The sequence below is a fragment of the Luteibaculum oceani genome, assembly GCF_007995015.1.
Taxonomy (GTDB): Bacteria; Bacteroidota; Bacteroidia; order Flavobacteriales_D; family Luteibaculaceae; genus Luteibaculum; species Luteibaculum oceani.
In genome coordinates, this window is the sequence record NZ_VORB01000003.1 from 227,967 (window position 1) to 248,880 (window position 20,914).

Genomic DNA, 20,914 nt, shown 5'->3' on the forward strand with positions numbered 1-20,914 from the left:
TTCAACCAAAAAAACCGCGTTTCCACCTTTATTCAAGGATAAAAACACGGCTTTTAATTATTGAAAAAACTGATTTAAAGTCCTGCGACTTCCTTCGATTTAAAGGTATTTATTCCACAATCTAAAAACTGTAAGTAATCTTCAACATTAGGGGTATAACCCACTGGATTCCCTAGTAACTCTCCTTCTGGGGATAGCATTACATAATAAGGTTGTGAATTGTTATTAAACACCTGTGTTTGGAAGGTAGCCCACTTGTTTCCAATGGTTCTGATTTTCTTTTTAATGATTTCACCATTGGCTTCAAACTCAATTACCCCTTGCTGCTCTTCGGGTAATTTCACCTTGTCGTCTACATAAAGAGAAACAAGTACAAAATCCTTTTCTAGTCTCTCTTTCACTTCATCAACGGTCCAAACGGATTCCTCCATTTTTCTACAGTTAACGCAAGCCCAACCGGTAAAATCAATCAGAATGGGTTTGTTTTCTGCCTTTGCCGCTTCCATGGCTTCAGCAAAATCGTCATACTCCGCGTGGAATCCTTCTTTTTCATACCAAGAATAAAAAGTTGGAGGAGGGAAACCACTTAACAAATTGTGGTTCCATGGACTATTTTTAAGTACTCCAGTAGAAATATAAACTGTAAATAACAACACGCTCACGGCAAATGCTAATCTTCCTGTAGAAAGCTTTTTTAGTTTGCTATCGTGAGGAAACTTCAACCATCCAAACAAGTATGCTGCCAATCCAATTCCAATTACAGACCAGATTAGGAAGAAGGTTTCTCTTTTAACCAATCCCCATTGTTCTACTAGATCGGCATTAGAGATAAACTTAAGCGCTAGGGCCAGCTCAATAAATCCAAGAACTACCTTAACCGAATTTAACCATCCCCCTGATTTAGGCAATTTGGCCATCATACTTGGGAAAGTGGCGAAAATCGCAAAAGGTAAACCTAGTGCAACCCCAAAGCCACTCATAGCTGCCGTAATAGGCCATGGACCATTTTTTAGGGCATTCCCTAAAACCGTACCAAGTATAGGACCGGTGCAAGAAAATGATACCAACGCTAAGGTTAAAGCCATAAAGAAGATTCCCAATACTCCTCCGACCTGGGATGCTGAATCGGTTTTATTCGCCAAAGAACTTGGAAGGGTAATTTCAAAAAAACCGAAGAAGGAAATAGCAAAGAACACGAATACCCCAAAAAAGATAAGGTTTAACCATACGCTGGTTGCAATCTCATTTAGTACTTCTGGATCGGTATTAAAATGAAATGGAACACTTAGAACTGCGTAAATAAAGAAGATGAAAAAACCATAAAGCACGGCTTTTCCCACACCTTTTGATCCACCCTCACCCTTGGTAAAAAAACTTACTGTTAGGGGTATCATCGGGAATACACATGGGGTTAAAAGTGCTAGCAATCCACCTAAAAACCCAAATAAAAACACCATCCACACATTGCTAATTTCTTGGCGCTCTCCGCATGTACCAAGTGGGTTTTCAAGGTCCACCTTTGGAAGGGTAGGTACCACCTCGGCAACAGCATTATCCGTTGAGGCGGTCTCTAAACTTGCAAGATTGGTTGCAGGCCCAGGTGTTAAATCAAACTCAAAATCTACCATTTCTGGTGGCAAGCAGCGTTCTGCATTACACACCATAAACTCGAAATATCCCTTAACCTTATTTAAAGAACCGTCTGTTTTAACTCTTTGCGTAAAGGTTACCTCCTCGGTAAAGAAGGCCAAATCCATCAAAAAATTGGGATCGTATTTTTCCTCTGCTTTTGGTTCCTTGGTCTTGCCCTGAAGTTGCATCCCTTCGGCATCCTCAAAGCTAAAAACAGTCGCAATAGGTCCATCTTCACTTGATAGATATTGAGAATACACGTACCACCCCTCATCAATAGAAGCGGTGAAATTAATATCGAAGGTAAATTCATCAATTTGCTTTATCTCATAAGACCAGTCTACGGGGTCGAAAATAGTTGTACCCGTTTCCTCACCTGCCTCTTCAGATTTAGTATTCTCATCTACTGCCGCGTCCATCTTTTTGGATTCGGCACCTCCAGCTGATGGTTTCGCAAAAGAAAAATCAATTATTTCGGGTGGAAGGCAACGTTCATCGGTACAAACCATAAACTCCAGCTCACCTGTAATAGGTGCTTTACCTTCCCACTTAACAATTTGTGTGAAGACTGCGCTTTTCTCATAATAGCTGAGATCCATTTCAAAGACCTTGTCAAATTTGGTAATTACGTTACCATCTTTGATTGCCCCCTTTGTTGAGTAATGATCCCCCTTTTTAAAGTAAAAGCTAGTGGCTATAGGCCCCTCGTCTGAACTCAAATGAGCAGCATATAGGTGCCAGTCTTTCTCAATATTTGCCTTAAATAGCAACTTGTACTCATTTCCAGAAACAGGCTCAACCTCATAGGACCATTTAACTGGATTATAAATTTGAGCGGAGATGCTCAAAGTAAAAAGGGATAATAAAACTAATAATAGGTTTCGCATAGGTTGTTATCGTAAGCAGGTGCAAAAGTAACGAATCTATGCCTTTTGGCTTTTCCCTTAATCCAGACTAATTTCCTCTCCCAATTGCAATGCAAAATGCTTTCTGGCCCAAAAAGTGACCAAATAAAAAATTGGAGTATCGAATAAGGCTACAATTACTTTAAATAAAAATCCAGATAACAATAGATTAAAAAATTGGTCCCACGCTATAGCGCCCGCAGTACATAGCAACACTAGTACGGTAGAGGTATCTATTAATTGCGACCCCATGGTGGAGAAATTATTTCGTATCCAAAGATACTTTCCGCCCGTAAGGTTTTTCCAAAAATGAAATAGCCTAACATCTATGAGTTGAGCAAATAGATAGGCCAACATGCTGGCTCCAACCGCCACCCCAGTTAATCCGAATACCTTGGTAAACATGGTATCATTAACTGGAGACCATGAAGTAGCAGGAACCGCGTCCGAAACCGATACAACCAATAGGGTAAATAAGGCCGCCACCAAACCCGAAACTACAACGAGGTTTGCCTTTTTTCTACCAAAAATTTCACTTATTAAATCGGTTATAAGAAATGTAATAGGGTAGGGCAAAATGCCAACAGAAATTTCAAAAGTAAATTCCTGTATAGCTCCCCAGTCTTCCGGAAGAAAGGAAAATGGAGACCAAAAAAAGAACTTCTGAAAAATTAAATTACAAGATACCAAGGAGGCTATAAAGAGCCCTCCTAAAATAAAAAACAGGCTAAAGGCCTGTTTTTTCTTATTTCCACTAAGCTGTTTAATACTACAGGAGTTTTATTTCGTGAATGCGATGAACAGGAATAAATACCCCCTGCTTTAGAACAATATTATCATCCCCTGAAGCCCACACTGTGGTTTCCACAGCTTTAAGTCCTTCACTATCCTCGAATACGATCCTACATTTAAACTTTTCTGTGTTGCCCAAAGCTGTGGCTCTCTCTATCTTTATTTTACGCTCAGCCTGGGCCTCCTTTGTTAATAATACTTCCTCGTGAGGAAAGTGGAAATTGGCTATTGCTTCTTTTTCCACCAATTTTGGGTCTCCTAAATGGTTCATGGAATTGGTATTTTAATGGCTCTATTAATTTAATTCAATTTTATAGTGTTGTACCTGTCCACCCGACCAACGGGTTAATTCAGACGTTCTAAGGTTTTCTATAAATAACACTCCTGATTTGTTCTTCCAAGTATAAAAATATTTCCTAATGCATTGGGGCATTCGTGCATCTTTAAATAATTCTTTTGCTGTTTTTTTCTTTCCACCTAATCCAAATACAGCAATTTTATCCCCTTCATCCGTGGGTTGGATACTTATTGGAAAAGCGTGCTCTTTAATAGGTAAAATAAAGGATTTGTGACCCTCCAACTTGGCATCCGCCTCTTCTTTAACCAAGGAAACGGCCTTAATTCTATCCAATTTCTGTAAATCTTCTATGCTTTGCACATTATAATTTGGGCCAGATGTATTTGATGGTTTAAACAAATACAACACCCCACCTTTAAATTCAGCGTCCAGGTCTTGGCTCCCTTTAAACATTTTGCTTTCAAAATCCTCGCTATCAAACCCCCAAAGTCTTTCAATAGTATCCACGGAAAACCCCTTTTCTTGGAGCCAATAGCTGAAAAGCTCTTTGCTATTGTGTTCTCTTTTAAAGGCCTTTAGATCAAACTGCGTAACCTCGCGAAAAAGCTGCGTAATAAAAGGGGTGATTAATGCTCTAAGAGCAAAAGTCATAGCCTGTTCTACTTGTTGCATTTTTTCCTGTAAGGTAGATAACCGCTGCTCTAAATCTGGATATTGAGTTTGAATGTGGGGAATCCCTTTTAACCTCCACCAATTTCTTTTGTAATCGGTTTTTTTATTGGTTTTGTCCTCTCGCCATTCCCATTTATTAGCAAGTAACCAGGACTTAATATCATCCTTATTTACGTCGAGTAGTGGTCGAAACCTATTTCCATCCAGTATTTTCATGCCTCCCAGGCTAAACACTGATGACGGTCGCATGGATTTTAGAAAAAACTGCTCTATTTGATCGTTTTTGTGGTGCCCCAGGGCTAACAGAGTAAAATCTTGCTCCCGTATTAACTGATCAAAGAATTGGTATCTAATATTTCGAGCCCATGATTGGAGGTCATTTTTACTTTCCTCTCCAGGAAAAACTTCCTTTTTAAAAAATTCGATTTGATGTTGATGCGCAAGGCGCTCTGCGAAATCCGCATCCATCTTGGCATCTTCCCCTCTTAAATTATAATTGATATGAGCTACGGAAAACTGTACTCCAAACTGCCGTAAAACATGGAATAGCGCAATAGAATCTGCCCCTCCAGACAGCGCCAATAAAAGCTTATCCGTTTCGGCAACATTATACTCTATTCTAGATTTTACTCTTTGTAACCAGTTGTCCATTAACACTATCAATGAGGGCCTTAGCCTTTACCAAGCATTCATCATACTCCATTTCTGGATCGCATTTTGCCGTTAGCGCACTTCCCGTTTTAAAATTAAGCTCTTTTCTTTCTGTATCGTAGAAAAGAGAGCGTATTACCACATTGAAATTGAAGTCGCCATTGGGTAAAATATAACCTATTGAACCCGAATAAATTCCTCTTGGAGTTCCTTCTGCCTGCTGTGCCAACTCCATAGCGCTAATCTTGGGCGCTCCAGTCATGGACCCCATGGGAAAAGTAGCTTTCAAGATTTTGGCCAAATCTGTTTCTTGCTCAATTTCGGCTTTAACAGTTGAAACCATGTGGTGAACCGTTTTAAAGCTTTTAATGGCACACAATTCTTCTACCTCAACGCTTCCCTTTTTTGCAATCCTAGAAAAATCATTCCGGACTAAATCTACAATCATGATATTTTCTGCGCGCTCCTTCTCAGATTTCGCTAGGGCAATTGAAAGCTCTAAATCCTCCGCTGCATTTTTAGACCTTCTAACCGTCCCTTTTATTGGAGATGATCGCAATATTCCATCCTCTTTCCTCAAGAATAATTCAGGCGAAGCACATAATAATCGATTCCCCTTGTATTTTACAAAAGCACTATAGGGAGCCTGTGTCTTTTCATTAAGTGATTGGTATAAATCCCAGGAATTTATATCCACGTCGGGGCAAATAAATTCTTGGCAAAAATTCACCTCGTAAATATTTCCAAGGCGGATATTTTCCAGCAGCATTTTCGCCCGGTCAACGTATTCATTTCTACTGAAACTGGCGTATACGTTTCGCTTTTTATTAAGAGGATTTTTAAGGAGATCGGATATCCTTTTTTTAAGCAGTACATCAGAGGGTAAAGTACCTTCCTCCCAATCAATCAAGTTGGTATCTGGTTGTACCTCGCCTATGTGTTCGGGAACAATTAAAAGAAGCTTAGGAAAAGAATAATGGGGATTTGATGCAGGAGTTAACTCCTCAATGTCATTTTTTAATTCGTAAGAAAATGCACAAAAAATGTACTCTCCTTTGTTGCGATCGAGAAAGTTTTGGAACGCTATCCAATCAACCCCTTGGGTTGGATTTATTTCCAAGCTGGATTTTACACCCGCAAATACCGGGTGTGCACCCTCTCCATTACTGTTGAAAAAAGCCCAAAAATCAAAATTTTCAAAGGGCTCCATCATTGCTACATCCTTTCTTTAATGATATTGCAAACGGTATCTACCCATTTAGGGTTGCTATTTAAACTGGGGACCAATTGAAGATGTTCACCTCCATTTTCCTTGAAAATTTCGTCGTATTCGTCACCAATTTCAATGGTGGTCTCCAAACAGTCGGCCGTAAAGGCAGGGGAAAATACTAGCAATTTTTTATGCCCTTTTTTGGCAAATTCCTCTACGAGTTCATCGGAAAATGGAGTTAACCATTTTTTATCTAATCTAGACTGAAACCCTATGGTATATTTCTCTTCAGGTATTCCAATTCGATTAGCAATAAGTCGGGTAGTTTCGAAACAAGCCGCTTTGTAACAGAATTGATTTTCTCTATCATATGCATCCTCACAATGATGATCGGAACATAGCCCCTCGTTATAGACTTTGTCTACTTGCCTTACAGGTAAGCCGTGATATGAGAATAAAACGTGATCGTAATCCTCGTGATTATAGGCTGCTGCTGCCTCGGCTTGTGCCTCAATGTAGTCTGGTCGGTCGAAATATTGGCTAACAATTTTCAATTCGGGTATTACCCACCAATTTTTAATCACCTCCATAACGGCCTGAATTGCAGAACCGGTACTCGAAGATGCATACTGAGGAAATAATGGAAGCACCAAAATTTCCTTAACGTTGTATGACTTTATTTTTTCTAAAACCTTTGGAATAGAGGGCTCTTGATACCTCATGGCAAGCTCAACTACATACTCATCGCCAAGCTGCTGTTGAACTTTTTCTTTTAGCTTTTCGCCATGGATAATTAAAGGAGAACCTTCTTCTGTCCATAACTCCTTGTAAATCTTTGTTGATTTAGGCGCTCTAAAAGGAACAATAATTCCATTTACCAAAACCGCTCTACCCACTGGGTTAATGTCGATAACCCTAGGATCGTTTAGAAATTGACTTAAATACTTTCTAACCTTTCCTACGGTTGGTGCTTTCGGAGTACCGAGATTTACAAGAAGTACGGCTTTATTTGCTTTCATAAACTATCCAAACCCACAAAGGGGGAATTGGTTCTGTTGTATTAAAATTAGGCGTGTAAAGCCCTATTATCTGTTGCTGCTAATGCGGCCTCTTTAATTGCCTCGGTGAATGTTGGGTGAGCATGACAGAATCTACCAATATCTTCTGCAGATGCTCTATACTCCATAGCTACCACGGCTTCTGCAATCATATCTGCTGCACGTGGACCCACCATGTGTACTCCAAGGATCTCATCGGTCTCGGCATCGGCTAATATTTTAACCACACCATCGGTATCCATACTTGCTCTTGCTCTTCCTGATGCTTTAAAAGAGAATGATCCGGTTTTGTACTTAATCCCCTCTTCTTTTAATTGCTCTTCAGTTTTTCCAACTGCGGCTACTTCTGGCCAAGTGTAAACCACCCCTGGAATAAGGTTATAATTTAAATGTGGTTTTTGTCCTGCCATTACTTCTGCAACAAATACACCTTCCTCTTCGGCTTTGTGTGCAAGCATGGCCCCTTTAACTACATCTCCTATTGCATAAATATTTGGAACCGCAGTTTGTAGATGGTCGTTAGTTTCAATTCTTCCTCTATCGTCAGTTTTAATTCCAACTTTGTCCAATCCTAACTTGTCGGTATATGGCTTTCTTCCAATAGCTACCAAACAGTAATCGGCATCGAAAGAAACGTCAGCTCCTTTTTTGTCCTTTGCAGTTATTGTTACCGATTTACCCTTGTTTTCTGCTCCCGTAACTTGGTGACCTGTAAGAATTTTCATTCCCAATTTCTTCAGCGACTTCCCAAGTTCTTTCCCCATAGTTGCATCCATGGTTGGAAGGATAGATTTTGCATATTCTAAAACAGTTACTTCGGTTCCTAGCCTAGCGTACACAGAGCCAAGCTCAAGACCAATAACACCTCCACCTATTACTACCATAGATTTTGGAAGTGCTTTTAAAGAAAGGGCTTCGGTAGAAGTAATTATTCTGTCTTTATCGATCTCAATATTTGGAAGAGAAGCAGGCTTAGATCCAGTTGCGATAATTATTTTATCAGCTTCTATCTCCTGAGTATCTTTTTCTCCTGCTATGCTAATTTTATTCTTGCTCACAAAACTACCGTGTCCATGGAACACTTCGATCTTGTTCTTCTTCATAAGAAAGTCGATACCCGCAACGGTTTGTTCAACTACCCCTGCTTTGCGCTTTATCATTTGCCCAAAGTTCACTTTAGGAGCGTTGATATCTATCCCGTGCTCCTTAAAGGTGGTTGCAGCATTGTGAAAGTGTTCCGATGAATCTAAAAGTGCTTTCGACGGAATACATCCAACATTTAAACAAGTCCCTCCAAGAGAATTGTATCTTTCTATTACCGCGGTTTTGAATCCCAGTTGGGCGCATCTGATAGCGGCTACGTATCCTCCAGGACCTGATCCAATTACTGCAACGTCGAACTTACTCATGAAATATGATTTGAATTAATGATCTGCTTATTTTCGGGCACGAATTTACAAAGTATAGTCGGTTTAGAGCTTGCTTTTGCTTTTTACCTTTCTCACAAAAGTCATTAAAAGCATCAAGGCGGATATAAATAGCGCATTTCTGCCTAAATAATCTCCCATATTGGCATAAACGGTTAACTCGGTATTCAAATGTGGTTCGCATACCAATGCTCCCTTTTTATCGTATCCAAGTGTCGAAACCACCTCTCCCAATTGATTAATATGACAAGAAATTCCGGTATTCGCTGAACGGATAACATCTCTCCTTAATTCAATAGCTCGTAGTCGCGCATACGCAAAATGTTGTTTATGCCCCGCAGAATATTGCCACCAACCATCATTGGTAAGTACACAAATAAGATTTGCTCCCTTCTCGACATATTCGGTGCAGTATTCACCAAAAACAGATTCGTAACATATTACCGGCGCAGCTACAATCCCACTTGGAGTTTTAAAAACCTCCCTAGAATCCTGGGCCCCCAAACTTCCGGTGGTTCCGCCTAAATCCATTGCCAAATCTTTAAAGTTCGAAAAGACCCAAGCATAGGGCGTTATCTCTACACCAGGAACCAGTTTAGACTTATGATAAACACCCAATTGCTTTTTATCCAGATATACTGCAGCATTGTAGGCTATCATTTTAAGATTTTCATCTCCCGAAATATCTCGTAATACCGACTTATCTGGATACTGCTCGGGTACAATTTTCATCGAGGAAACTCCAGATAGAACAGCCGTTCCTAATGGGTTTACCACTTGCCTTTTAATTGCGGAAATGGATTGGCTCCTGTAAAATTGATTCTCCCAAATTCCATTTAAAATCAACTTTCCATTTGGGTCGAACCCATAGCGGTTTGGCTCTTGTAAAGCCGTTTCTGGCAAAAGAGCCAAATCCATTTCAGGATGCTTTTTAATTTCCTGAATAAAACCATCCAAGTGGGATTGATATCCACCATAATTATACTTCTCGGTGTAGGGATCTATGTTAGGCTGTATCGCTAATACCTTCTTTTTTTCGCCTTTAATTTCGGTATTGTGTTTTATCACTTGCGACCAAATAATTGGAAGAGTAATCACTAATACAACATGCCAAAATCCTCTTTGCGCGTAAATTTTAGAAAGTGCGTTTTTGGGCAATTTTATCAATAGGCTATACACCGCAATATTTACCCAAAGAACCCAAAGCGTTCCACCTTGAACACCGACAAACTCGTACCACTGTATCCAGTTAATGCGAATGGAAAATACATTCCCTAGAAGTAGCCAAGGCCATGTTAACTCCCAATTTTGATGAAAATATTCGTAGCCCAACCAAATAAAAATCAACCCTAAAAAAGCTTTTGCACTCCCTAGGTAGCGAAGAAAATATGCGTACAATAACCACGGCAAAACCATAATTAAGGCATTAGCAACCGCAGGAGCCACAAGCGAGAATATTTTGGTTGCCATTGCCTCTTCAACAAGGAAAAGCCAATGCGTGGTTCCAAAATTCCACACCAGCATTGCGATAAATACAGGAAAAAATATTCCGCCCCAGGTTTTCCCTTCCTTGTTATTAAGGTCCACCACAAATAATAATGGGACCAAGGCTAGAAAGATTAATGGCGTAATGGATCCTGTATAGGGCCAACTTAGCGTAAGTAGAATTCCGGAGAGTAACCCTAGAAGGGATTTATTTTTGCGCATTATGAATGGTAAATATATTTTGCGTCCTTTTGCAAGAGGCAAATATCTTACCTTGATTTGTAACTATGAAACAGATTCCCAACGCATTAACACTTTCTAATCTTTTAATGGGATGTTTTTCCATCTGGTTTAGTTCTCAAAACCAATTAGAATGGGCTGGGATTTGCATTTTAATTGGCGCCGTTGCCGATTTTTTAGATGGCTTTGTAGCCAGACTGGTAAAGGCATCTAGCGAATTAGGTGCTCAGCTAGACTCTCTATCAGATTTAGTGAGTTTTGGTGTAGCACCATCCTTTATTGCCCTCACCCTAGCCCAACAAACTGAATATTATTATTTCGCTTGCTTTATTATTCCTATTTGCGCTGCAATTCGTCTTGCCAAATTTAATTTAGGTGGACAAGGTGCCGTTTTTCTGGGTATGCCTTCGCCCGCTTGTGGTCTCTTTTGGGCAGGAACCGCTTTAGGAGCCATCCCAAATTTTCCTGAAGATTTATTGCCAGTTTATTTTGTAATGATGGCCGTTGCAACCGGCTTATTAATGGTTATCCCACTTCAGATGATGAGTTTTAAGCTGAAGGGTTTAGGATGGAGAGAAAATCGATTCCGTTTTATTCTAATTGCCCTAAGTGCAATATCAATTTTTGCATTGGGGTGGATGTCCACACCAATTATATTAGCTTTGTACCTTCTTTGTTCAATAGCCGATCAATATTTATTTAAAACAGATGAAATTTAAAGCTGAAATCGACGTAATGCCACTAGAGGCGCTTTTAGACCCACAAGGGAAAGCAGTAAGTGCTTCTATGAAGAATCTTAATCTAGACGAAATCACCAACGTAAGAATTGGTAAACATATTACTCTTTTTGTTGAAGCTAATGATGAGGCTACTGCAAACAGTAAGGTAGATCAAGCTTGTAAAAAGCTTTTGGCAAATCCTGTTATGGAAAGCTACACTTTTACTCTTTCTGCTCAGTAGCAGAGAAATCTACAACACGAATTTTCCATTTCCCCGACTCCAGGTTGTAAAATCTGGCGGGGACTTTGGCAAATAAAAATCCCAAAGCTTCGCCTCCGAGTAAGCCTATAGTAGCACTTGGATGAATAATAGGCGAATCATTGTTTGCCAATCCATTAATCGCCGAGATGATAAAATACACCCTTCCGGCAGTTCTAAATACCTTCTTAAAAAAATTGGGGAGCCGCGTTTTTTCATTGGGCTTCCACACCTTACTTATTTCGGAATAAGCCACTTTAACCGTGCCCACTTTCAGGCTGTCATCTGAAATTTTAGTGATTACCCCCTCCACATAACGCTCCTCTTCTATCAGCGATTGAGGGTTGTTTCTTTTAAAACTAAAGGTAATTTCAGCTCCTTTGATATATCTGTTTCTTTTTACCGAGTTCTCTTTCTCAACCAAAATCATTTGCTGGCTGAAAATTGGGGTCACCCACAACATCAATAAAATGCAAAGGAGCTTTTTCATGGACTATTTTCTTCTCAGTTCAAAATTCTGACCTAGATACACCTTTCGTACTTGCTCATCCATGGCTAATTCCTCTGCAGTACCACTTTTTAGGATATTCCCCTCAAAGAGTAAGTACGCATTGTCAACTATAGACAAGGTTTCCTGAACGTTGTGATCTGTTATTAAAATACCAATATTCTTTTTTACCAGGCCTTTTACTATCCCCTGGATATCTTCAACCGCAATTGGGTCTACACCAGCAAAGGGTTCGTCTAAAAGGATAAATTTTGGGTCCGTAGCTAGGGCCCTTGCAATTTCGGTACGCCTTCTTTCTCCCCCAGATAAAAAATCGCCTCGGTTAGTTCTAATGTGCTGCAAGCCAAATTCGTCTAACAACCTTTCCAAGTCTTCCTCTTGCTGGGTCTTAGATTTTTGAGTCATCTGCAGAACGGCCAAAATATTGTCCTCTACACTCAACTTTCTAAAAACAGAAGCTTCTTGAGGTAAATATCCAATACCCATTTGTGCTCTCCGATACATGGCCTCATGGGTAATTTCTTGGTCATCGAGGTAAATAGCACCTTCGTTGGCTTTTACCAAACCAACTATCATGTAAAACGAGGTGGTTTTACCAGCACCATTGGGTCCCAGTAATCCAACTATCTCGCCTTGTTTTACATGAAGGCTAACCCCTTTTACCACTTGTCGAGACTTGTATTTTTTCACAAGTCCTTCCGCTCTTAAAATTGCCATGCTAGAACTTTAACTGCAGTTTTGCTCTAATACCGAAGTCTACAATATTAGGATTTTGAAGGTAACTTAATCTCCAAAGGGCATCTATTCTTAAAAATTTAAGAATATTTTCAACCCCTACGGCCGCCTCCAAAAACGGCTTTCTATTGCTAAAAGTATTGATCCCCTCACTCAGTTGTAAGGTTTCAGAATTTTTAGAATTATACGTTCCGTATACCGCTTTGGCGCTAACCACTTCTCTTAATTTCAACTTTTTAAGCAGAGGGATGCGATTTAAAAACAAACCTCCAAAATGATGCGTCCCCGAAACCGAAACAAACTGGTCCGAAACAAACTCAAAAAAGTTCATGGTATTAAAGGCGTAGTCATCATAGAAAAAGGTTTCATTCCCCTTATGGATTTCCAGCAATGGATATGGTGCTCTACCCCAAATTTTACCGGCCTCCGACCTTAACTCCGTATATCCGAAATAACCGAAGCTTATTTCATCGGATAGTGCGGCATATAGCTTGGTATAATTGTAATCTGCATTTAACACCCCTGGTAAACTCTTGGTTAATTGAATTTCAATTATAGGTTTATCGGTACCCAAACTAATTCTATCAAACTCACCACTAACAAACCTTTCCTTATAGGCAAAACGAGTATAGAACCCCACCTCTGTAGTACTAATGGCATCAACCAATGTGGAGCCACTTGTACCTTCTAGGGGCGCCCTAAATTCTAATGCTCCGCGCGGAAGGATATTTCGGTGAGAAAAAATAAGTCGGTTGCTAAATCCATAAAACCACTCGTGTTCATAATACCCCTTATACTCCGTAACCAAATTCAGTTTATTAGCTGGATTCCGTCGGAGAAAAGAACCAAAAAAGTTATCGGTACTAAAAGCATTTTGACTTAGACCTAACTGCTCTATATCTTGATGGTAACTCAGCTCGAAGAAAGACCTAGGCTCTTTACTTACAAATGCAAAAAAGCTTGCTCCATACTTAAGCTTCTGATCGCGCAAACCGTAAGCTCCGTATGTAGAAAATGCAACCCGAGTACTAAAATCATTGGAAGTCCGTACTCCTAACTTAAATCTATTCCCCTCTACGGGATTAAAACTATACAGACTGTAATACGGACCAAACTCGAAATTCCCTACCACCTTGTATCCTGTAAAAACAATATTTACAATATCCAGGTAGGTTTGAAAAGTGGGAACTTCTTTAAGGCTATCCACCATAAAATAAATGGCCTTCTCATTTTTATCCAGTTCCTCGTGCCGGTGCAGCTGCCAGTAATCTTCACCTTTTTCCCTTGCACCTTTTTCTACCTCAACCTGGTTGACGGTATTGTAAAACTCGTCGGGGAGCTCCTCGTTAACCTTATGGTTTTTATAGGTGGATGTTTTCCTACCGTATAACCCCATGGTTTTTTCTCCCAAGGCAAAATCTACTACCAGTTTATCCTTGGTTAGCATCCACACCTCGGGTTTAACCTGTTCGAAAATCTGGGTAACCTCAAATCCCTTTACGAAATTAATATTGGCCTCCTCCGAAATATTACCCCGAAATTCCTTGATGGCATAGGTGGTGTCATGAATAAACATTTCACCATTATAAACCGGATCGTTTTCTCTTTTGGGAATAAACTTTATGTGATAACACCAATAATTATCCTTCCATAGGCTATCTAGCAAATAGTACTTGTAAAAGGCGAATCCACTGTTGGAAATTGGGCTTATAAATGGTTTACCAAAGACGCTTATGTTATTATCGTAGACGTTAACATTTTGATACATATCTCCGAGAAACTGAGAAACAGACTCGTTTTCTATACCAGAAACCTTAACCGCATTTATACTCTCTTTTTGTGCTTTTGGGAATTTCCGGTAGTAAATCTCAGAGATGGTTTCACTAATAAAAATGGGGAGATAATCCTTTTCGCCAGTTGTATCTATGTAATCGAAAATAAACTCGAAAGGTCGGAAAGCCTTTTTTGATTTAAAATCCTCGGTAACATTATTAAGATCGAACTCGACCTTATTGTATACCTCGTAGGAGTAGGATCTTAGCTTTTCTCTGTCGTTAATTTTTTTGTTGGCTATTACCTTCCTTATGATAGGATGGGCAGGATTCTCGGCATCCTTATCTGGTCTTACCTCAACTTCCGCTAGAGAAATTCCTGCCTGCAGTTTAATTTCAACCGTTTGGGTCTGGTCTAAAATCACCCCCATTTTACTTGGCATGTACCCTACAAAAGTAGCAACAACCGTATCGGAGGCGTAGTAGCTTTTCAGCACAAAATTACCATCCAAGTCCGAAGTTGTTCCAATCTTAGTTCCCTGAAAAGAGATATTTACATATGGTAATGCCTCGCCTGTTTCGGCATCCACAACTCTTCCTCTAACTTCAGTTTGCTGCGATTTTGCAATAAAACCAGCCAAAAGAAACAACGTCAGTAATAAATATCTAACAGGGGCTAATATTGAGGTAGGTGGTGTAATTCCTATTGAGTTTTTTTAATTCGCTTGGCAACGATAATGCTTATTTCATAAAGAAGCATCAAGGGAATGGTAACCAAAATTTGACTCCATACATCGGGAGGTGTAATAATCGCCGAAAGTATAAGCACCACAACAAGCGCGTGCTTTCTATATTTTTTCAAGAAAGCAGGAGTAACCAACCCGATCTTAGCTAAAAAGTAAACCACCACTGGTAGCTGAAAAACCAAACCATTGGCTAGGGTAACGGAGGTAATAGTAGAGATAAAACTGGCCAAAGTAATCTGATTAACCACCTCACTACTAATACTATACGTTGCTAAAAACTGAATGGATAGTGGCGCAATAAGGTAGTAACCAAACAAAACTCCAAAAATGAAAAGGAAGGAGGTATAGAATACAATTCCTCTACTCAGTTTTATTTCACGCTCTGTTAAACCTGGCGATATAAATTTCCAAACCTGGTAAAAAACATAGGGAAAAGAGACAATAAAACCAGCAATTAACGATACCACTATATGCGTGGTAAATTGCCCGGCCATATTAATATTCTGAATATTTAGCGTGTAGTCTGCCAGGCAAAAAGATGCCCCGAATCCAAGGTATTCCCCTATCCAGCAAAATGCTTTGTAGGTTAAGAAATCAGGAGATTTAGGAGCAAGAATTACTTTATCGAAGATGAAATTCTTAGCCGAAAATGCAGCGATGGCACCCACAACTACTGCAATAGCAGCACGAATTAACCTCCACCTAAGCTCCTCTAAATGCCCTAAAAAACTTAATTCCTTATCGTCGCGATCGGCCATTAAAATATACCCTCTTTTAAAATGTCGTGAATGTGAATTAAGCCCACAAATTTAGACGCTTTCCCTTCTACAACTACCAACTGGGTGATATTGTTATTCTCCATTATTTGAAATGCCTCGTAGGCCAGTTTATCTACCCCAACCTGCTTAGGATTTTCAGACATTATATCCAGTGCTTTTAAGGCATCTAGGTTATCAAACTTCTCCAGCATTCTACGGATATCACCATCGGTAATTATCCCCAATATTTCCGTTCCATCCATAACCACGGCTGCACCAAGGCGTTTGGCGGAAATTTCTAAAATCACTTCTTTCCACGAGGCATTTGGAGCCACAACAGGAGATTTTTCTCGATCTAATATGTCCTCGACCTTTAGATAAAGTTTTTTACCTAAGGCTCCGCCTGGATGGTATTTAGCAAAGTCGGCCTTGCCGAAGCCTTTTAACTCCATCAGAGTTACTGCGAGGGCATCTCCCATTATTAATTGCGCGGCGGTGCTAGTTGTAGGAGCTAAATTATTGGGACAACTTTCTCTGCTCACCGTGGTATTAAGTAGTAAATCTGAATTTTTTGCTAAAAAGCCATCCAAATTTCCGGTCATGGCAATGGTAGTATTACCCATGGCTTTTAAATAAGGAAGTAAGACCTTTATTTCAGGACTGTTTCCACTTTTAGAAATCAACATCACTAAATCCTTGGGCTGCACCATACCCAAATCGCCATGAATAGCGTCGGCTGCATGTAAAAATATCGCCGGAGTGCCTGTAGAATTTAGTGTTGCCACCAACTTCTGACCAATCAATGCAGATTTCCCTATTCCACTAATAACTAGCCTTCCTTCTGATTCCATACAGGTTTTTACCACCTTTTCGAAATTGTCGTCTACAAAAGGCAAAAGTTTGTTAATCGATTCAGCAACCTGTTTAATTGCCCTTTTACCTAAGTTTTTAATGTTGTTTTCTGAGTCCATCCCTAAAATTAGCTCCGCAAAGATGGAAATTTAGCTTCTAACAGGGAAAATGTCCTATCTTTAGTTTTTATAAATGAGTGTATAGAGCTAAGAGCAGAAAGAATACATGATTACCAAGACCAACACACCAAAAGAAGCCCTCAAAACATTTTTCGGATTCGATTCATTTAAAGGACGACAGGAATTAATTGTTAAAAATGTCCTTGAAGGAAATCACACCTTTGTTATCATGCCAACTGGTGGTGGTAAATCACTCTGTTACCAACTGCCTGCACTTATGAGCGAAGGTTGTGCCATTGTGGTATCGCCTCTTATAGCACTAATGAAAAACCAGGTGGATTCCATTAGAGGGTTTAGTGAAAGTGAAAGCGTTGCACACGTTCTTAATTCCTCCCTCAACAAAACTGAAACCGCACGAGTACTTTCAGACATTAGAGCAGGGCACACCAAGCTACTTTTTGTTGCTCCTGAATCGCTGATCAAACAAGATTACATCGATTTTCTTCGAGAAACTAAAATTGCCTTTTTCGCAATTGACGAAGCGCACTGTATAAGTGAATGGGGACACGATTTTAGACCTGAATACCGAAGATTAAGAACCATTATTGAGAAAATTGGAAACGTTCCAATTATAGCTCTAACCGCAACGGCAACCCCAAAAGTTAGCCAAGACATACAGAAAACGCTCGGAATGGGCGATGCGGTTCAGTTTAAAGATTCTTTCAACCGTGAAAATCTTTTCTACGAAGTTAGACCCAAGCAAAATGCTATGAAGCAAATTATCCGCTTCATAAAGGATAGACCCAACAAATCGGGTATTATATACTGTTTGAGTAGAAAAAAGGTTGAAGAAATAGCACAAACCCTTCAAATAAATGGCATTAAAGCGCTTCCTTATCATGCCGGATTAGAAGCTCAATTGCGAGCTAAAACTCAGGACGACTTCCTCATGGAAGAGGTGGATGTTATCGTGGCAACCATTGCTTTTGGAATGGGAATTGACAAACCAGATGTTCGCTATGTAATCCACCACGATATTCCAAAAAGCTTAGAAGGATATTACCAGGAAACAGGAAGAGCGGGAAGAGACGGTGGCGAAGGACACTGTCTAGCGTTCTACTCATATAAAGACATAGAAAAACTCGAAAAATTCCTACACAACAAACAGGTTGCTGAAAAGGAGGTTGGAAAACAACTGCTTCAAGAAATGGTATCCTATGCCGAAACCTCTGTGTGTAGGAGAAAATACATCCTCCACTACTTTGGCGAGGTGTTCGATGAGGCGAAATGCAACAAAAAGTGCGACAATTGTAAAAATCCTCGAGAGAGAATTGATGGCACACAGGATGTAGTGCTATTACTGAAAGCTATTGAAAGTCTGAATGAGAATTTTAAGGCACCTTATATAGTTTCCTTGCTTCTAGGAGATTCATCAACCGAAATTCAGAAGTATAAAGGAGACAAAAATGAGTTCTTTGGAAAAGGTACGCACCGAGACGAAAAATACTGGAATGCTGCAATAAGACAATCCATTTTAAAGCGATTGCTTATTAAGGAAATAGAGTCATACGGAGTAATAAAAATCAGTGAAAAGGGCCACCAATTCATGGTTAAACCAGAAAAAGTGGAAATCTTAAAAGAACACGATTACTCCGATCTTGAAACAGATATTGAGACCAATAGTAACACCGGAGCTGCCGTAGACGAGAACCTAATGAAAATGCTCAAGGATCTTCGTAGAAAAGTAGCCAAGGAAAAAGGGGTGCCACCATTCGTTATTTTCCAAGATCCAAGCCTTGAGGAAATGGCTAGTCAATATCCAATTTCGAAAGACGATATGCTGAATATCGGTGGCGTTGGAGAAGGTAAGGTTAAAAAATATGGTAAGCCCTTTATGCAACTTATCGAGCGTTATGTTGAGGAAAATGAAATAGAACGCCCCGATGAATTTGTAATGCGTAACGTAGCTAATCCTTCGGGTAAAAAAGTACAATTAGTACTTAAAATCGATCAAAAAATTCCTTTTGAGGACATTGCCAAAAGCAGAAATCAAACGCTAGATCAACTTCTTGACGAGATAGAAGGAATAGTATTTGCAGGAACCAAGCTAAACATCGATTACTACCTCGAAGAGGAGTTGGATGAGGACATCATTGAAGAAATTTACGACTACTTCCTCGAGGCCGAAAGCGATGATTTAGATGAAGCTTATGAAGAATTCGAAGGAGATTATACCGAAGAGGAAATCCGCTTGGTTCGAATAAAATTCATGAGTGAAATGGCCCACTAAGACTATGAAGAAAATGACTTGCAAAGAATTGGGTGGTGCCTGTGATGTAACCTTTCATGCAAACACCTTTGCTGAAATGGCTGCACAAAGTAAAAAACACAGTGTAGCCATGATAAAGAAAGGAGATACTGCCCACATTCAAGCAATGCAAGAAATGCAAACCATGATGCAAGATCCAGATCAAATAGCGGCCTGGATGACAGAAAAAGAAGACTTGTTCAACAACCTGTAAAGACTATTCTGATAAATAGCGGTAAGCTAAATAGGCCATGGTGGCCATACCTGTTTGCAGGGCTTTAGGATCTATATCAAACTTAGGGTGGTGCACTGAATTAACAATCCCTAAGTCCTCATTTCTTACTCCCAACCGATAAAAACTTGCCGGAACATGCTGACTGTAATAACTGAAGTCTTCAGCTGTCATACGCATTCCTAATTCTACCACATTTTCTTCTCCCAATAATTCTCTGGCCCAATGTTGAGATTTGTGCGTAAAATCTTCATCATTTTTAAGAAATGGATAGCCAACATCTATTTTCACATTGGCTTTAGCACCAAATGATGCTGCAATACCCTCGGCCTGTCGCTTAATAAGCTCATGGGCCTCTTTTCTCCATTCCTCATTAAAGGTTCTAAAAGTTCCAGCTAAATAAACCTTGCTAGGTATTACATTGGTAGCTCCATCCGCCTGAAACTTACCAAAAGACAGTACGGTAGGAATGGTGGCATCGGCCTTTCTGCTCACAATATTTTGGAGTGCAACTACTATCTGACTTGCAATGTATACCGAATCTACGGCCTTGTGAGGCAAAGCTCCATGCCCTCCCTTACCTTCTATTTCGATGTAAATTTCATCGCAAGAGGCCATGTACATCCCAGAGCGAAACCCTACTTTTCCCTGTTCCAATTCAGGATAAACGTGTTGCCCAATGATTCCATCTACTTTAGGATCCTCCAGAACTCCTTCTTTAATTAACATGGATGCACCACCTGGATTTTTCTCCTCGCCAGGCTGGAAAATAAACCGAACTTGACCCGGTAAATCTTTTATCACAGACAAAATAGCCAACGCACCAATTAAGCATGAACTGTGCACATCATGACCACAAGCATGCATTACACCAGGGTTGCACGATTTATAAGGGACATCGTTTTCTTCTGTAATTGGGAGCGCATCGATATCCGCTCTTAAAGCAAGGTGTTTCCCACCTGATCCTATTCTTCCAACAATTCCGGTATCCGCCCAATTGCGCTCGAACTTCAATTTTAATTCGGTTAATCGCTCGGCAATAAAATCTGAGGTATTATACTCTTTAAAAGATAACTCAGGATTGGCATGCAAATGCTCCCTTATACTTTTAATAAAGGGATATAGTTCTACTGCTTTATCGTGAAAAAATTGAGTGGAAAGCATTACTTTGAAAAGATCATTTTAAGGGCAACCAATAACATAAATACACCAAATATCCGCTTTACCTTTTGAGGAGATAAAGCCAAAGAAAGTTTAGACCCTAAATATCCACCCAATACAAAGCACACGGCAATTACAAGTGCATATTTCCAGTTTACACTGTCTGCTTTATAATAATTATACACAGCCATTATTCCTATTGGAGGTAACATAAGCGCCAAGCTAGTTCCCTGTGCTTGATGTTGGGTTAACCCCAAAAGAAACACAAGGGCTGGAACAATTAATATTCCACCACCAATTCCAACAAACCCACTTAAAATACCTGCAACTACTCCTATAAGAGCAAGAATAACTATCGTGTATAAAGACATGAAA

The 20,914-nt window shown here is 39.8% G+C and carries 19 protein-coding genes; 4 read left to right on the top strand and 15 right to left on the bottom strand.

Annotated features, from left to right (window positions below):
• Nucleotides 1-74 precede the first annotated feature (74 nt).
• The 8 genes from FRX97_RS04430 to lnt all read right to left on the bottom strand — a co-directional run bounded on the left by FRX97_RS04430 (nucleotide 75) and on the right by lnt (nucleotide 10,352).
• Nucleotides 75-2,519 (bottom strand): protein-disulfide reductase DsbD family protein, encoded by a 2,445-nt coding sequence (locus FRX97_RS04430; RefSeq protein WP_147013799.1) that lies wholly within the window; start codon nucleotides 2,517-2,519, stop codon nucleotides 75-77.
• A 57-nt stretch (nucleotides 2,520-2,576) separates the two neighbouring features.
• A complete protein-coding gene (locus tag FRX97_RS04435) occupies nucleotides 2,577-3,227 on the bottom strand; it encodes a queuosine precursor transporter (protein ID WP_317129535.1) in 651 nt (216 codons plus the stop codon).
• 79 nt (nucleotides 3,228-3,306) lie between these two features.
• Nucleotides 3,307-3,600: a hypothetical protein gene (locus FRX97_RS04440; protein WP_147013803.1), complete on the bottom strand. Its 294-nt coding sequence runs from the start codon at nucleotides 3,598-3,600 to the stop codon at nucleotides 3,307-3,309.
• Between the two features lie 24 nt (nucleotides 3,601-3,624).
• Complete coding sequence (tilS, locus tag FRX97_RS04445; protein WP_147013805.1) at nucleotides 3,625-4,950, bottom strand: tRNA lysidine(34) synthetase TilS; 1,326 nt, start codon at nucleotides 4,948-4,950, stop codon at nucleotides 3,625-3,627.
• A complete protein-coding gene (locus FRX97_RS04450) occupies nucleotides 4,919-6,163 on the bottom strand; it encodes an anthranilate synthase component I family protein (RefSeq protein ID WP_147013807.1) in 1,245 nt (414 codons plus the stop codon). Before FRX97_RS04450 ends, tilS begins: the two co-directional genes overlap by 32 nt.
• A gap of 2 nt (nucleotides 6,164-6,165) precedes the next feature.
• A complete protein-coding gene (hemH, locus tag FRX97_RS04455) occupies nucleotides 6,166-7,179 on the bottom strand; it encodes a ferrochelatase (RefSeq protein ID WP_147013809.1) in 1,014 nt (337 codons plus the stop codon).
• Nucleotides 7,180-7,226: 47 nt separating this feature from the next.
• A complete protein-coding gene (gene lpdA / locus FRX97_RS04460; protein WP_147013811.1) occupies nucleotides 7,227-8,627 on the bottom strand; it encodes a dihydrolipoyl dehydrogenase in 1,401 nt (466 codons plus the stop codon).
• A 63-nt stretch (nucleotides 8,628-8,690) separates the two neighbouring features.
• Entirely contained in the window at nucleotides 8,691-10,352 is a 1,662-nt protein-coding gene (gene lnt, locus FRX97_RS04465) for an apolipoprotein N-acyltransferase (RefSeq protein ID WP_147013813.1), read from the bottom strand.
• Between the two features lie 65 nt (nucleotides 10,353-10,417).
• On the opposite strand from lnt, the gene pssA reads away from it, so the two are divergent.
• Nucleotides 10,418-11,089, top strand: a complete 672-nt coding sequence (gene pssA / locus FRX97_RS04470; RefSeq protein WP_147013815.1) for a CDP-diacylglycerol--serine O-phosphatidyltransferase — start codon at nucleotides 10,418-10,420, stop codon at nucleotides 11,087-11,089.
• A complete protein-coding gene (gene purS / locus FRX97_RS04475; protein ID WP_147013817.1) occupies nucleotides 11,079-11,330 on the top strand; it encodes a phosphoribosylformylglycinamidine synthase subunit PurS in 252 nt (83 codons plus the stop codon). Before pssA ends, purS begins: the two co-directional genes overlap by 11 nt.
• On the opposite strand, the gene FRX97_RS04480 is transcribed toward purS, so the two are convergent.
• From FRX97_RS04480 to FRX97_RS04500, 5 genes are all read right to left on the bottom strand, one after another.
• Complete coding sequence (locus FRX97_RS04480) at nucleotides 11,311-11,838, bottom strand: hypothetical protein (RefSeq protein ID WP_147013819.1); 528 nt, start codon at nucleotides 11,836-11,838, stop codon at nucleotides 11,311-11,313. The genes purS and FRX97_RS04480 overlap by 20 nt on opposite strands.
• Before the next feature lie 3 nt (nucleotides 11,839-11,841).
• Nucleotides 11,842-12,573, bottom strand: coding sequence for an LPS export ABC transporter ATP-binding protein (lptB, locus tag FRX97_RS04485; protein WP_147013821.1), 732 nt, complete (start codon nucleotides 12,571-12,573; stop codon nucleotides 11,842-11,844).
• Nucleotide 12,574: 1 nt separating this feature from the next.
• Nucleotides 12,575-15,004: a DUF5686 and carboxypeptidase-like regulatory domain-containing protein gene (locus FRX97_RS04490; RefSeq protein ID WP_170227020.1), complete on the bottom strand. Its 2,430-nt coding sequence runs from the start codon at nucleotides 15,002-15,004 to the stop codon at nucleotides 12,575-12,577.
• Between the two features lie 62 nt (nucleotides 15,005-15,066).
• Nucleotides 15,067-15,867 (bottom strand): twin-arginine translocase subunit TatC, encoded by an 801-nt coding sequence (tatC, locus tag FRX97_RS04495; RefSeq protein WP_147013825.1) that lies wholly within the window; start codon nucleotides 15,865-15,867, stop codon nucleotides 15,067-15,069.
• A complete protein-coding gene (locus tag FRX97_RS04500; protein WP_147013827.1) occupies nucleotides 15,867-16,838 on the bottom strand; it encodes a KpsF/GutQ family sugar-phosphate isomerase in 972 nt (323 codons plus the stop codon). The genes tatC and FRX97_RS04500 overlap by 1 nt, the downstream gene beginning before the upstream one ends.
• 106 nt (nucleotides 16,839-16,944) lie before the next feature.
• On the opposite strand from FRX97_RS04500, the gene recQ reads away from it, so the two are divergent.
• Together recQ and FRX97_RS04510 are read left to right on the top strand one after the other, a co-directional pair.
• The gene (gene recQ / locus FRX97_RS04505) at nucleotides 16,945-19,128 is read left to right on the top strand and encodes a DNA helicase RecQ (RefSeq protein WP_147013829.1); all 2,184 of its coding nucleotides are present in this window, start codon (nucleotides 16,945-16,947) and stop codon (nucleotides 19,126-19,128) included.
• A 4-nt stretch (nucleotides 19,129-19,132) separates the two neighbouring features.
• Complete coding sequence (locus tag FRX97_RS04510) at nucleotides 19,133-19,360, top strand: DUF1059 domain-containing protein (RefSeq protein WP_147013831.1); 228 nt, start codon at nucleotides 19,133-19,135, stop codon at nucleotides 19,358-19,360.
• A gap of 3 nt (nucleotides 19,361-19,363) precedes the next feature.
• Here the strand turns inward: FRX97_RS04510 and FRX97_RS04515 are convergent, their stop codons facing one another.
• On the bottom strand, nucleotides 19,364-20,542 hold the full coding sequence (locus tag FRX97_RS04515) for a M20 metallopeptidase family protein (protein ID WP_147013833.1): 1,179 nt from the start codon (nucleotides 20,540-20,542) through the stop codon (nucleotides 19,364-19,366).
• Complete coding sequence (locus tag FRX97_RS04520; RefSeq protein WP_147013835.1) at nucleotides 20,542-20,910, bottom strand: sulfite exporter TauE/SafE family protein; 369 nt, start codon at nucleotides 20,908-20,910, stop codon at nucleotides 20,542-20,544. Before FRX97_RS04520 ends, FRX97_RS04515 begins: the two co-directional genes overlap by 1 nt.
• Between the last annotated feature and the right edge of the window lie 4 nt (nucleotides 20,911-20,914).